The sequence below is a fragment of the Lysinibacillus sp. KCTC 33748 genome (assembly GCF_002237755.1).
GTDB lineage: Bacteria > Bacillota > Bacilli > Bacillales_A > Planococcaceae > Lysinibacillus.
In genome coordinates, this window is record NZ_MWSJ01000006.1 from 155,881 (window position 1) to 168,944 (window position 13,064).

The window sequence follows — 13,064 nt, forward strand, 5'->3', positions numbered from 1 at the left end:
CGAAATCAAGGATATGTTCATTGAAAGCGTTGTAGTAATCATGTAAACTAATGAGAGGAAAATGGAGGTTATACATACATGGATGGTCCAGTTTCATTAGTACAGTTAATCATTTCAATTTTATTATTTTTCGTTATGTTCTTTGGTATTGGATTTTTATTGAATATGCTTCTGCGAATGACATGGTTAATGGCAATCGTGTATCCAATTGTTGTTATTTTTATTGTCGATGATGTAAGCTTTTTAGATTATATTTTCAAGCCAGGTTCTGCATTTCCAGCACTTTTAGATAAGTTACAAGCATTGCACCTTGTTGATGTGTCCATTTTATCGGGTGGCTTTGCTGGTTCAATTGTAGCGGGAATTGTCATGATTTATTTACGTAAAAGCGGTTATCGAATGTTTTAATTTCTTTCAGCGGGTAAACATCCGCTGAAAGAAATTAAGCCTCCGGCGGATGTCATGGATTCGAAAAGGAGTGCTTTGTGCTAGCACAAAGCCGATTCCGGACGCAAATATGCCTCGGCATATTTGATCTTATTTCAGCAGATGTCCAAGCATCTGCTGATTTTTTTATTGAATTTTTCCGATAAATCGTGAAATGTTTCCGATAAATCACAAAAATGTTCCGATAAATAAAAAAACACAGCCTCGGCATGAGGGTGTGTCTATTTTTACAAAATAAACTGGTATGTGATGATGGCGATAAAGATTCCAGTCAATGCTCCAAAAAATACCTCGCTCCGTTTATGACCTAGTAATGTTTTTAGCTCCTCCATTTTTTCTTGGCCATCCATTTGCGGCCATTTTTTTAAATCATGAAGCAGTGTTTCAAAGTCCTTTCGTAGTTGATTTAATACTGCTGCATGTTGACCTGCCTGGAAACGTACTCCACTTGCATCATACATGACGATAAATGAAAACATAGCGGCTACGGCAAAAATTGGGGAATCTAATCCTGTTTCATAGGCTATAGAGGTTGTTAGCCCTGTTACGGAAGCGGAGTGTGAACTGGGCATACCCCCGGTGGAAGTAAATAATCCCCAGTCAATCTTTCGAGTCATTAAAAAATGAATAGGGATTTTTACAAACTGTGCGAAGAGAACAGCAAAAAGGGCAACGAGTAAAGGGGTATTTTGAAGTAAACTAATGATCATCACAACCTTCACTTATAATTGCTTTTATTATAACATTCATTATTTTCTAAAAGCCAAATATTACGCGTTTTCTGAAATTTAGGTATAATAGAATACTGAATGGAGGAATGTACATGCATATTGTAAAAGAAGCAAAAACATTTGAAACGATTTCTACTGAAGTGTTAGTAGTAGGTGTCCCTAAACATCGTGAACAAATGCAGGAATGGGCAAGCTTTTCTTCATTTTATGGAGAATCCATTGATGCGTGGATTAGTGCAGGAGATGTATCTACTGCGTTTAAAAAAATGACGAAATTGCCATTCTTGAAGAGCCACGTAAATCTTAAACGCATTTTATTTGTTGGTTTAGATGACCGTAAAGACCTAACAGAAGGCGATATTCGTGCAGCATTTGGGTTGCTTGGCAAGGAACTAAGGGCCTTAAAGGTTAAAGAATATTCCATTTGGCTTGAGTCGTTTACGACAGAATCGATTACTGTAACAGATGTTGCATTTTTAGCTGGTGAAGGAACTGGTCTAGGTTATTATGCAATTCCTCATTATAAAACAACATCAAATGAAGTAGATAAACGTATTGACGCGGTTCATCTTGTAACGTCTGCTAATGATTTAGATGAAGTGGTGGCAAGCTTTGAGGTTGGCGCTATTTATGCAAATGCTGTAAATGAAGCACGTAGCTTAATTAATTGTCCACCAAACTTACTGACAGCGACAGACTTAGCAAATTACGCAGAGTCCCTTGCAGTCGAGTATAATTTTGAAGTGGAAATTTTAGATAAAGCACAATTAGAGGAGCTTGGAATGGGCGGTATTTTATGTGTCAATCAAGGCTCCCATGAAGAACCTCGTTTAATAACATTAAAATATAAAGCGACTGAAGATTTTGATGATCCAATTGGTCTTGTCGGCAAAGGGGTTACGTATGATACAGGTGGCTATTCCTTAAAGCCAAAAGATTCAATGGTAGGCATGAAGGGCGATATGGGTGGCGCTGCAGCTGTGCTAGGTGCCATGAAAATTATTGGTGAATTACGACCTAACAAAAATGTCTTAGCTGTTATTGGCTCTACCGATAATATGGTATCTGAAACAGCATTTAAGCCAGATGATGTCATCACGACATATAGTGGTAAGACGGTCGAAGTGTTAAATACCGATGCGGAAGGACGCTTAGTATTGGCAGACGCTACTACATATGCTAAACAACAAGGAGCTACTTCCCTGATTGATGTTGCAACGTTAACAGGTGGAGTGATTACTGCACTTGGTATGGATAAAACAGGTGCACTTTCTAATGACGATGAATTCTTTGCTGCTTTCATGGAAGCTGCACAGGAGCCGGATGAATTTGTGTGGCGTATGCCTTTAACAGAAAATGACAAGAAACGAATTCGTAAATCAGACGTCGCTGATTTGAATAATTCTCCTGGTCGTGATGGTCACATGATTTTTGGCGGAGGCTTTGTTGGTGAGTTTGTTGGTGATACACCATGGATTCATTTAGATATTGCAGGAACGTCAGATGCGATGGCTGTACATGACTTAGGTCCAAAAGGTGGTACAGGTGTAATGGTCCGTACACTAGCAAACTTTGTGCAACGTTTAGGAGAAGAAAAATAGAATAGGCGATGGACGTGTGATATATGCATCTCCCTACATACGATAGAGTAAAAAAGGGAGGAAGCTTATGACATTCTTCGGAGGTTATCCAGGAGGAGGCTTTTGGCCAATCGGCGGGCCGTTTTTGGGGGGATTTTTAGGAAGTTTTCTTGGATCACAGTTTGGCCCATCTCCATTTTTTTCGCCGTTCTATCGCCCATTTCCACCGTTTTACCGACCAGGTCCACCATTTTTCCGACCAGGTCCACCGTTTGGAGGGCATCGTAGATATTAATTCAAATAAAATAAATCTTAAAAAACCAGATGTCAGCAAGCGACATCTGGTTTTTTTTAACAGGTTAAATAAATATTATATTCTAGGTATTAAATAAAGTGTTGACAGAATATACTAAATTATTTATTATTCTTATTGTATTAGTAAGAATTAAATACGTAGCTGACTAGCAAACTAGAGGCTCTTATTATTCACAGGCATTGCTCTGCCCATGGATAATTTGAGTCTTTTTTTATCTCTAAGAAAAGACGAAAGGGAGTGAAATCAAATGGGAAAAGTTTTTATAGTGGGTGCTGGACCTGGCGATGTTGATCTTATCACAGTAAAAGGATTAAGGTGTATCGAATGTGCTGATGTCATCCTATATGACAGACTCATTAATAAGACTCTACTATCCTATGCTAAACGAGAAGCTAAGCTTATCTTTTGCGGTAAGCTACCTCAGCAGCACGCCATGATTCAAGAGCAAATTAATCAAGCACTTGTCAGCTATGCACAGCAAGGATTGATTGTAACGAGATTAAAGGGAGGAGATCCATTCGTTTTTGGAAGGGGAGCTGAGGAAGCAGAGGTACTAGCACAGCATAATATTCCATTTGAAATAGTGCCTGGTATCACTTCAGGGATAGCAGCACCGGCATATGCGGGAATTCCTGTTACACATCGTGACCTAGGCTCAAGTTTTGCTATGGTCACTGGGCATATGAGAGAGGGCAAAGATGATGGAATCCAATGGGAAAGTCTTGTAAAAGGGATTGATACGATTGCTATTTATATGGGGGTCGGTAACCTTCCCTATATCCGTCAGCAGCTGCTCAAGTATGGGCGAGATAAGGAAACACCAATAGCGCTCATCCATTGGGGTACATTTTCTCAACAAAAAACAGTCACAGGGACTTTATCTAATATTGAAGAACTAGTTCAGCGAGAAAATATTCAAAATCCAAGCATAATTGTAGTAGGAAAAGTTGTTACTTTGAGGGAAACACTTCAATGGTTTGAACAAAACATTCCGCAGCCACAGTTAGCAGAAGTTTCTGTGTAAGGATGTGGGTTTATGCAAGCCATTTTATATATCGCTCATGGAAGTAGAGTAAAGGCGGGAGTGGAGCAAGCCGTTACCTTTCTGAAGAGCGTACAACAAGAGATTGAAATACCGATTCAAGAAATTAGTTTTTTAGAACTTGCAACTCCGACAATTGCTGAAGGGATTGCAAGTTGTATTAACCAGGGCGCTACAGCTATAGCGATCGTGCCTATTTTATTGCTTGCCGCTCAGCATGCAAAGCACGATATTCCAAGTGAGATTGATAAAGCAAAAGAAGAGCATCCACAAGTGCGATTTACATACGGTGAACCACTTGGGGTCCATGAATTATTAATTGATACATTACAGACTAGAATTTTAGAAGCAAGGTGCCCGTCTAACAGTGCAAGTGTCTTACTTATAGGTCGTGGGAGTAGTGATCCTGCAGTAAAGAGTGATTTAGCCAAAATTGCAACAAGATTACGTGATAAATACGCTTATGAAGCTGTAGACACGTGCTTTCTTTATGGCATGGGCCCTACGTTCGAAGATTGGTTACAACAAGAGCAGAAAAGGGGCAATCAAGTATTTATAGTGCCGTATTTGTTGTTTACCGGGATTTTGCGCCAAAGCATAACAAGGCGATTACAAGATTATGAGAATAAGAATGTTATTTTATGTGAAAGTTTAGGCTATGACGACAATGTAAGGAAAGTTTTAGTGGAACGTATTTATCAATTATTAAAACTTACTAAGGAAGGTGTTTTGTAATGGTAGATAAAAGGACTGAAAATGTAAATCTTGCATTAGATAATGTCCGCCAAATTTTAAATACTGTGAACCACGGATCGATTACATTGATTGTGCAAAATTCCTATGTGGTCCAAATAGAAAAGAAAGAAAAAATACGACTTCGATAATTTTTAATTTCTTTCAGCAGGTGTCCAAACATCCGCTGAACAGAGGAACTCAGTCTACGAACGCCACTTCCTGTGGCAACGACTGAGTGACCGACATCGTGTCGGCCCTAGTGTTGTTGCTGACGCTTCGCTTTCGCACAGACAAAAACGTGTTGCTGACGCTTCGCTTTCGCACTAAAAACATTTGCAGGCTTAAGCACAAAGCCGATTCCAGACACATTGTTTATCTGCGCGAAAGCTTAGCGTCAGCGGCAATTATACCGAGGCATAATGGATCTTTTTTCAGCAAACGTTTTGTCAGATAAATTATCAATAGAAGAAAATGATACGAATACGTGAGGTGGCAAGGTTGAAACTACAAGTAGTAAACAGTCCATTTAATGAGGAGCAGGTAAAGCTGTTAAATGAGCTGCTCCCTCAACTAACAGGAGAACAGAGGATTTGGTTAAACGGTTTTTTAAGTGCACCACTAGCAACTAGTAATCCAGTTGTTGAGGAAGTAACACCGATAGTAAAAATAATCGCCAAAACAGTAACGATTTTATATGGTTCACAAACAGGTAATAGCCAGGGGTTAGCTGAAAAATATGCCTCAGCCTTGAAAGACAATGATGTGGACGTAACGATTTCGTCGTTAGCAACGTTTAAACCAAATAATTTAAAAAAGGTGACAAATCTTTTACTTATTGTTAGTACCCATGGGGAAGGGGATCCACCTGATCAAGCGATACAGTTCTACGAATTTTTGCATAGCAAGCGAGCTCCAAAGTTAGAGCAACTTCATTATTCGGTGCTAGCCTTAGGAGATAGCTCCTATGAATTTTTCTGTAAAACAGGAAAGGATTTTGATGAGCAGTTTGCAAAATTAGGGGCAAGTCAAATCGTACCTCGCACAGATTGTGATGTAGATTATGATGACACTGCAGCACAATGGTTCTCAGCTGTTCAGCAGAAGTTGCTTCAACAGACGGATGTAGGTGATATAACGACTACACAAAATAAAACAGCGCAAGGAGACACTACATATTCTCGAAAAAATCCGTTTTATGCAGAAGTACTTGAAAACATTAATTTAAACGGTCGCGGATCAAATAAAGAAACACGTCACATTGAATTATCCATCGAAGGTGCAAATTTTTATTTTGAACCAGGAGATAGTATCGGTATTCAACCGGAAAATGATGAAAAGCTAGTTGATGCTTTAATCACAGCGTTACAGTTTGATCCACAAACTGTAGTAAACGTCTTTGAAGAAACACAGCCATTAAAGGATGTATTGCAAAAAAAACTAGAAATTACAGTGTTATCTAAGCCATTGTTACAAAAAATTGGTGCCTATACGGTCCATCAGGAATTTACAAAGCTATTAGATGACTCTAATTCTTGGAGGGACTATGCAAAAGGGAGAGATTTGCTTGACGTTGTGGAGGACTTTGCACCATTTATATGGGATGCGCAGAAATTTGTAGATTTACTACGTAAAATTCCAGCACGCCTATATTCCATTGCTAGTAGTCAAAAAGCAAATAGTGAAGAGGTACATTTAACAATTGGGAAAGTAAGCTATGAGACGAAGGGACGTCAACGTCTTGGCGTTTGCTCCGGAAGCGTAGCAGAGCGTATTCAAATTGGTGACACATTACCGGTATATATTCAAAAAAATCCGAACTTTAGACTACCAGAGCATGAGGATACACCGATTATTATGATTGGTGCTGGAACAGGTGTTGCTCCGTACCGTGCATTTTTAGAGGAGCGTGAGGAATTAGGAATCGGAGGGAAAGCTTGGCTAATCTTTGGTGATCAACACTTTGTCACAGACTTTCTTTATCAAACAGATTGGCAACGTTGGCTTTCTTCAGGCACACTAAGTCAATTGCATGTCGCTTTCTCACGTGATACTGATAGAAAAATATATGTTCAACATAAAATTGAGGAAAATGCTGTTGCTTTTTATGAATGGCTAGAGCAAGGAGCTGTCATTTACATCTGTGGCGATAAAGAGTCGATGGCGGCTGATGTTGATGCAACAATCCGTCGCGTTATTGAACAACAGGGACAAAAAACGCCAGAGGAAGCTAAAGCCTTTGTTAATGAACTAAAACAGCAGAAACGCTATCAACGTGACGTTTATTAACTTCCTTCGGCAATGCTTTCTGTAGCGACAGCTACAATTCTGCCAAGGAATATTTGATTAAAGGAGCGATAACAAATGACAGGGAAAATTATTTTACCTCCACAACAGGGGAAGCCTAGTGATGTAGAGCGTATTAAAAGCGATAGTAATTATCTACGCGGAACATTAGAGCGTACGATGAACAATCCATTAAGTTCAGGTATCCCAGAGGATGATAACCGTCTAATGAAATTCCATGGTAGTTACTTACAAGACGACCGTGATCTTCGGAATGAACGCCAGCGTCAAAAGCTTGAGCCTGCCTATCAATTTATGGTGCGTGTACGTACACCGGGCGGAGCAGCAACTTCAGCACAATGGCTAGTAATGGATGAAATGGCGAGAAAGTATGGTAATGGCTCCTTAAAATTAACGACACGTCAGGCATTCCAAGTGCATGGCATATTAAAATGGAATGTTAAAAAATATATGCAGGAAATCAATGAGGTGTTATTAGATTCTCTTGCAGCTTGTGGAGATGTCAACCGTAATGTGATGTGTAATGTGAATCCAAATCAATCCGCATTACATGAGGAAATCTATAATTGGTCTGCCAAATTAAGTGAGCATTTATTACCTAGAACACGAGCTTACCATGAACTATGGCTAGATGGTGAAAAGGTAGTTGATAGTCAGGATGAAGAAGTTGAACCTATATATGGTGCGCAATATTTGCCACGGAAATTTAAAATTGGTATTGCGATTCCGCCAAGTAATGATGTGGACGTATTTTCACAAGATATAGGGCTGATTGCAATTGTAGAGGAGGGTAGGTTAGTAGGCTTTAATTTAGCCGTTGGTGGAGGAATGGGTATGACACATGGCGATCATGAAACATACCCGCAGCTTGCTCGAGTAATTGGCTTTATCACACCTGATAAACTACTGGAAACAGCGGAGAAAATTATTACGATTCAGCGCGATTATGGGAATCGTTCGGTTCGTAAAAATGCACGTTTTAAATATACAATTGATGCCAGAGGACTTGAGTGGTTTAACGAAGAACTAACACGTCGTCTAGGTTGGACTATCCAAGAGGCCCGTCCATTTACTTTTAATCGCACAGGTGATGAGTTTGGTTGGATTAAAGGGGCAGAAGGTCAATGGCATTATACATTATTTATTCAAAATGGACGTATTAAGGACTTTGAAAATTATGAGCTTTTAACAGGATTACGTGAAATTGCGAAAGTGCATACAGGTGATTTCCGTTTAACGCCAAACCAAAATTTAATGATTAGCAATGTAACGCCGCAAAAGAAGAAAAAAATTGCTGCTATCATTGAGCAATATAACCTTACAGATGGAGCGCATTATTCTGCATTGCGCCGAAATTCGATTGCTTGCGTATCATTACCAACATGTGGTTTAGCTATGGCAGAAGCCGAGCGTTACCTGCCTTCTCTAATTACAAGAATAGAAACCATTATTGAAGAAGCAGGCTTAAACGATACAGAAATCGTTATTCGCATGTCAGGCTGTCCGAATGGTTGCTCGCGTGCAGCAATGGCTGAGATTGGGTTTATCGGTAAAGGTCCAGGGAAATATAATATGTATTTAGGAGCAAGTTTTACTGGTGATCGTCTCAATAAAATATATCGTGAAAATATAGGTGAGGAGGAGATATTAGCGGAGCTTCGTCCAATACTGCTCCACTATGCGAAGGAACGTCTAGATGGCGAGCATTTCGGGGATTTTGTTATTCGTGCAGGTTATGTAACAGCTGTGTACGACGGACGAGATTTTCATCATAAATAAAATAATAGCCCTGTAGCAAATTTTCTCTGCTACAGGGCTTATGTTGCAATATGACACAAACACTAAGAGACGTGTAGCAAGATATTTGCTACACGTCTTTTTTAAATGGAAAAGTCTTCGGGGATAAAGACTTTTAATTGCTTTGGTTTGACAAATACATGGTCACCAACCATAAGTTGAAGATTAGTAAATTGTTCTTTAGTCAGTTCTGCCTCTAAAAATTCATCTATATCTTCACGACGTAGCTCAACCTGTACGATAGGTCCGAGCAAATGAATATGGCTTACTTTGACGGGGACAGTACCAGATATATTTGTTTTCTCAATTTGAATATCATGGGGACGTACATATCCTACTGCATGATCCTCTGTGTATACCTGTGCGTCAGGTACATCAATCGCAAATTCACCATGCAGGAGCTTACCATTATGTAATCGTCCTTTAAAGAGATTCACATTACCTAAAAAGTCATAAACAAAAGGGCTTTTTGGATTTGTGTATACGTCGTCTGGGCTACCAATTTGCTCTATCTTGCCGTTGTTCATCACGACAATTCGGTCTGCAACATCGAGTGCCTCTTCCTGATCGTGTGTGACAAAAATACTTGTAATATGAAAATCATCGTGAAGCTTTCGAAGCCAACGACGCAATTCCTTGCGCACTTTAGCATCCAGTGCTCCAAAAGGTTCATCTAATAAGAGCACCTTGGGTTCCACGGCGAGAGCTCTAGCAAGTGCAACTCGCTGACGTTGCCCACCTGAAAGTTGTGTTGGATAGCGATCGGCGAAATTTTCCAGTTTTACGAGTCTTAGAAGTTCCATCACTTTGTTCTTTATTTCTAATTTAGATGGTCTTGTTTTACGAGGACGTACTTTAAGACCGTAAGCGACATTATCAAAAACGGTCATATGGCGAAAAAGTGCATAATGCTGGAACACAAAGCCTACATTTCGCTCCTTTGGATGGCGATCGATCATCGATTGACCGTCAAATAAAATCTCCCCAACATCGGATGTTTCAAGCCCAGCAATAACTCGTAGTAACGAAGTTTTGCCAGAACCAGATGGGCCGAGAAGGGCAACTAGTTCTCCTGATTGAATATGAAGAGAAACATCTTCTAAAGCTTGAAAGGAACCGAATTTTTTGGATACATTTTTAATTTGGATACTCATGCTGACAATACCCCCTTTAAGCAGATTTTGATTTCCAAGCAACAATATCTTTAACGATAAGTGTAATAATGGCGATCACGCTCATCAGTGAAGCAACGGCGAAGGCTGCTGCAAATTGGTACTCATTGTATAAAATTTCAATATGAAGGGGCATTGTATTTGTCATTCCACGAATATGCCCTGATACAACAGAAACGGCCCCAAATTCACCGATTGCCCGAGCATTACAAAGTATAAGGCCGTACAATAAGCCCCATTTGATATTCGGCAATGTCACATACCAAAACGTTTTAAAACCATTAGCACCAAGTGAAATGGATGCCTCCTCCTCGGAAGTACCTTGTGTCTGCATAAGAGGAATGAGCTCCCGTGCAACAAATGGCAACGTGACAAAGACAGTAGCGAGGACAATACCAGGTAGCGCAAAAACAATTTTAATGTCATGTTCAAATAGCCAATCACCAAATAATCCCTGTGAGCCAAATAACAAAATAAATACTAAACCAGCAATAACGGGAGATACTGCAAAAGGAAGATCCACAATTGTAAGAAGTAGATTTTTCCCTTTAAAGTTGAACTTTGTTAAAGCCCAAGCAGCCATAATTCCAAAGATTGCGTTTAATGGTACGGCAATTGCGACGACAGTTAAGGTTAACTTAATAGCTGCCAATGCATCTGGATGTGTGATAGCTGCTACATATACATCTACTCCTTTTTGAAAGGCAGTGAAAAAAATCGATACTAGTGGAAGCACAATGAAAAATGCTAAAAAAGCTAGTGCAATAAATGTTAGCGTATATCGGACAAAACGTGGCTCTTGTAAGGCAACAGACTTTGTCGCTGCATTATTTTTTTCAGGAGCAACTTGCTGAATAAATGTAGATTGTTCCATAAATACCTCCTAATGTACAAAACGACGATTTGCCAACCATTGTATTAAATTAATGCTAAACAATAGAATGAAGGACGTGACCAGCATGACCACTGCAATAGCAGTTGCACCAGCATAGTCATATTGCTCGAGCTTAGTCATAATTATTAAGGGTGTAATTTCAGTCTTCATCGGCATATTACCGGCGATAAAAACAACGGAGCCATACTCTCCTAGTGCACGTGCAAAGGCTAATGAAAATCCTGTTAAAATGGCAGGAGCAAGCTCTGGAAAAATCACTTTACGAAAGGTTTGTAGGCGAGTTGCTCCAAGGCTTGCTGAGGCTTCCTCAACCTCAGCACTAATATTTTGTAAGACAGGCTGCACAGTACGAACGACAAATGGTAGCCCGATAAATGTAAGGGCAATGATAATGCCGAGTGGCGTAAAGGCAATTTTAAAATTAAAAAATTGACCAATCCAACCGTTTGGCGCATAGAGTGACGTTAAGGCAATTCCTGCTACAGCAGTTGGCAAAGCAAATGGTAAATCGACAAGTCCATCGATGATTCGTTTAAACGGAAAGCGGTAGCGTACAAGCACCCATGCAATGATTGTGCCAAAAATAACATTTAATAAACCAGCAGCGAGTGCAGTACTGAAACTTACCTTATAGGAAGCGACAGCACGAGGAGCGGTCACAATATTAACAAACTCTGCCCAGCTTAAGGACATTGTATGAATAAAAATCATCGATAGCGGCAATAAGACTAGTAAGCTAACGTATAACATCGTATAGCCCAGAGAAAGGTGGAAACCTGGAATAATGCGGCGTGTTTTTTTATTAACAGTTAAACTACTCATAACATTCCTCCTTATTGAGGTACATAAATTTCATCGAATGTACCACCATCTTTAAAATGCTTCGCTTGCGCTTCTGCCCAACCACCAAAATCATCGATTGAAACGAGTTCAAGTTTTGGGAATTGCTCTTGATATTTTGCTAGAATTTTTTCATCTCGTGGTCGATAGTAATTTTTTGCAGCAATTTCTTGACCACGCTCACTATATAAATGCTTTAAATAAGCCTCCGCTACTTCGCGTGTACCTTTTTTATCAACGATTTTGTCAACGATTGACACAGGTGGTTCAGCTAAAATACTTAAAGAAGGTGTAATAATATCAAACTCGTCACCCAATTCATGGAGCGATAAATATGCTTCATTTTCCCATGCAATTAGGACGTCACCAATTTCACGTTCAACAAATGTTGTTGTAGCACCGCGTGCACCAGAATCCAGTACTTCTACATTGCTATAGAGAGCTTTCATAAATTTTTTTGTTTTTGCCTCATCATTTTTATATAATTTCCCTGCATAGGCCCAAGCAGCTAAATAATTCCACCGTGCACCACCAGATGTTTTAGGATTTGGTGTAATGACAGATAAATCGTCTTTTATTAAATCATCCCAGTCTTTAATACCCTTTGGATTGCCTTTGCGTACTAAAAAGACAATAGTAGATGTATAAGGTGTAGAGTTATTTTCAAATTCTGTTTGCCAATCTTTATTTAATAGGCTTCGAGCTTGTGCAATCTCATCAATATCATAAGCTAGTGCTAGTGTAACAACATCTGCCTCAAGACCATCAATTACAGCTCGACCCTGTTTACCGGAGCCCCCATGTGATTGTTTTATCGTTACATCTTGACCGGTTTCATCCTTCCATTTTTTTATAAAATCTTTGTTGAATTCCTCGTAAAGCTCACGTGTTGGATCATAGGATACATTTAGTAGCTCCACAGATTTTTTTGTATCCTGAGCACTTGTATCTTTTTCAGAAGAGCTGCTACCACAGCCTGTTAATGTTAGTGCTAATGCAGATATAAGTACTAACGATTGGAAAAGATGTTTCCTTTTTTTCATAAAATTACGCTCCTTTTTGATATAGAAAATACAAAAGACCATCTACAAGAACGAATAATAATCGTCTTAAGTAGATGGCCTTCAGATCCTCTGATCAGCATTTTTATATTGGTTTGATTCAAAGCTTAGTTATACATTAAACATATATTTCCTATTAGTCAA

The 13,064-nt window shown here is 39.4% G+C and carries 13 protein-coding genes; 8 read left to right on the top strand and 5 right to left on the bottom strand.

The annotated features are described in order from the left end of the window. Positions 1–78 precede the first annotated feature (78 nt). Positions 79–408 (top strand): YuiB family protein, encoded by a 330-nt coding sequence (locus tag B1B04_RS11015; RefSeq protein WP_079561513.1) that lies wholly within the window; start codon positions 79–81, stop codon positions 406–408. A gap of 266 nt (positions 409–674) precedes the next feature. On the opposite strand, the gene B1B04_RS11020 is transcribed toward B1B04_RS11015, so the two are convergent. Continuing rightward, positions 675–1,157, bottom strand: a complete 483-nt coding sequence (locus tag B1B04_RS11020; protein ID WP_079561514.1) for a divergent PAP2 family protein — start codon at positions 1,155–1,157, stop codon at positions 675–677. Between the two features lie 113 nt (positions 1,158–1,270). On the opposite strand from B1B04_RS11020, the gene B1B04_RS11025 reads away from it, so the two are divergent. The 7 genes from B1B04_RS11025 (at position 1,271) to cysI (ending at position 8,934) form a co-directional block, all read left to right on the top strand. Next, a complete protein-coding gene (locus B1B04_RS11025; protein ID WP_079561515.1) occupies positions 1,271–2,779 on the top strand; it encodes a leucyl aminopeptidase in 1,509 nt (502 codons plus the stop codon). Positions 2,780–2,846: 67 nt separating this feature from the next. Further along, positions 2,847–3,053, top strand: a complete 207-nt coding sequence (locus B1B04_RS11030; RefSeq protein WP_079561516.1) for a hypothetical protein — start codon at positions 2,847–2,849, stop codon at positions 3,051–3,053. A gap of 268 nt (positions 3,054–3,321) precedes the next feature. Beyond that, a complete protein-coding gene (cobA, locus tag B1B04_RS11035; protein WP_079561517.1) occupies positions 3,322–4,098 on the top strand; it encodes a uroporphyrinogen-III C-methyltransferase in 777 nt (258 codons plus the stop codon). A gap of 12 nt (positions 4,099–4,110) precedes the next feature. Further along, on the top strand, positions 4,111–4,851 hold the full coding sequence (locus tag B1B04_RS11040; RefSeq protein WP_079561518.1) for a sirohydrochlorin chelatase: 741 nt from the start codon (positions 4,111–4,113) through the stop codon (positions 4,849–4,851). Further along, entirely contained in the window at positions 4,851–5,000 is a 150-nt protein-coding gene (locus B1B04_RS11045) for a YezD family protein (RefSeq protein WP_079561519.1), read from the top strand. The genes B1B04_RS11040 and B1B04_RS11045 overlap by 1 nt, the downstream gene beginning before the upstream one ends. 349 nt (positions 5,001–5,349) lie before the next feature. Further along, the gene (locus tag B1B04_RS11050; RefSeq protein ID WP_079561520.1) at positions 5,350–7,137 is read left to right on the top strand and encodes an assimilatory sulfite reductase (NADPH) flavoprotein subunit; all 1,788 of its coding nucleotides are present in this window, start codon (positions 5,350–5,352) and stop codon (positions 7,135–7,137) included. 75 nt (positions 7,138–7,212) lie between these two features. Further along, entirely contained in the window at positions 7,213–8,934 is a 1,722-nt protein-coding gene (cysI, locus tag B1B04_RS11055; protein ID WP_079561521.1) for an assimilatory sulfite reductase (NADPH) hemoprotein subunit, read from the top strand. Between the two features lie 101 nt (positions 8,935–9,035). On the opposite strand, the gene B1B04_RS11060 is transcribed toward cysI, so the two are convergent. The 4 genes from B1B04_RS11060 to B1B04_RS11075 are packed head-to-tail and all read right to left on the bottom strand — an operon-like array spanning position 9,036 to position 12,902. Continuing rightward, positions 9,036–10,106, bottom strand: coding sequence for a sulfate/molybdate ABC transporter ATP-binding protein (locus tag B1B04_RS11060; RefSeq protein WP_079561522.1), 1,071 nt, complete (start codon positions 10,104–10,106; stop codon positions 9,036–9,038). Positions 10,107–10,122: 16 nt separating this feature from the next. Further along, complete coding sequence (cysW, locus tag B1B04_RS11065) at positions 10,123–10,998, bottom strand: sulfate ABC transporter permease subunit CysW (RefSeq protein WP_079561523.1); 876 nt, start codon at positions 10,996–10,998, stop codon at positions 10,123–10,125. 9 nt (positions 10,999–11,007) lie between these two features. Next, positions 11,008–11,841: a sulfate ABC transporter permease subunit CysT gene (gene cysT, locus B1B04_RS11070; protein ID WP_079561524.1), complete on the bottom strand. Its 834-nt coding sequence runs from the start codon at positions 11,839–11,841 to the stop codon at positions 11,008–11,010. An 11-nt stretch (positions 11,842–11,852) separates the two neighbouring features. Then, entirely contained in the window at positions 11,853–12,902 is a 1,050-nt protein-coding gene (locus B1B04_RS11075) for a sulfate ABC transporter substrate-binding protein (protein ID WP_079561525.1), read from the bottom strand. Between the last annotated feature and the right edge of the window lie 162 nt (positions 12,903–13,064).

Excerpts from the sequence above, each read along its gene's own strand:
- B1B04_RS11015 (WP_079561513.1), top strand. The coding sequence starts at position 79 with ATGGATGGTCCAGTTTCATTAGTACAGTTAATCATTTCAATTTTATTA.
- B1B04_RS11020 (WP_079561514.1), bottom strand. The coding sequence starts at position 1,157 with ATGATCATTAGTTTACTTCAAAATACCCCTTTACTCGTTGCCCTTTTT.
- B1B04_RS11025 (WP_079561515.1), top strand. The coding sequence starts at position 1,271 with ATGCATATTGTAAAAGAAGCAAAAACATTTGAAACGATTTCTACTGAA.
- B1B04_RS11030 (WP_079561516.1), top strand. The coding sequence starts at position 2,847 with ATGACATTCTTCGGAGGTTATCCAGGAGGAGGCTTTTGGCCAATCGGC.
- cobA (WP_079561517.1), top strand. The coding sequence starts at position 3,322 with ATGGGAAAAGTTTTTATAGTGGGTGCTGGACCTGGCGATGTTGATCTT.
- B1B04_RS11040 (WP_079561518.1), top strand. The coding sequence starts at position 4,111 with ATGCAAGCCATTTTATATATCGCTCATGGAAGTAGAGTAAAGGCGGGA.
- B1B04_RS11045 (WP_079561519.1), top strand. The coding sequence starts at position 4,851 with ATGGTAGATAAAAGGACTGAAAATGTAAATCTTGCATTAGATAATGTC.
- cysI (WP_079561521.1), top strand. The coding sequence starts at position 7,213 with ATGACAGGGAAAATTATTTTACCTCCACAACAGGGGAAGCCTAGTGAT.
- B1B04_RS11060 (WP_079561522.1), bottom strand. The coding sequence starts at position 10,106 with ATGAGTATCCAAATTAAAAATGTATCCAAAAAATTCGGTTCCTTTCAA.
- cysW (WP_079561523.1), bottom strand. The coding sequence starts at position 10,998 with ATGGAACAATCTACATTTATTCAGCAAGTTGCTCCTGAAAAAAATAAT.
- cysT (WP_079561524.1), bottom strand. The coding sequence starts at position 11,841 with ATGAGTAGTTTAACTGTTAATAAAAAAACACGCCGCATTATTCCAGGT.
- B1B04_RS11075 (WP_079561525.1), bottom strand. The coding sequence starts at position 12,902 with ATGAAAAAAAGGAAACATCTTTTCCAATCGTTAGTACTTATATCTGCA.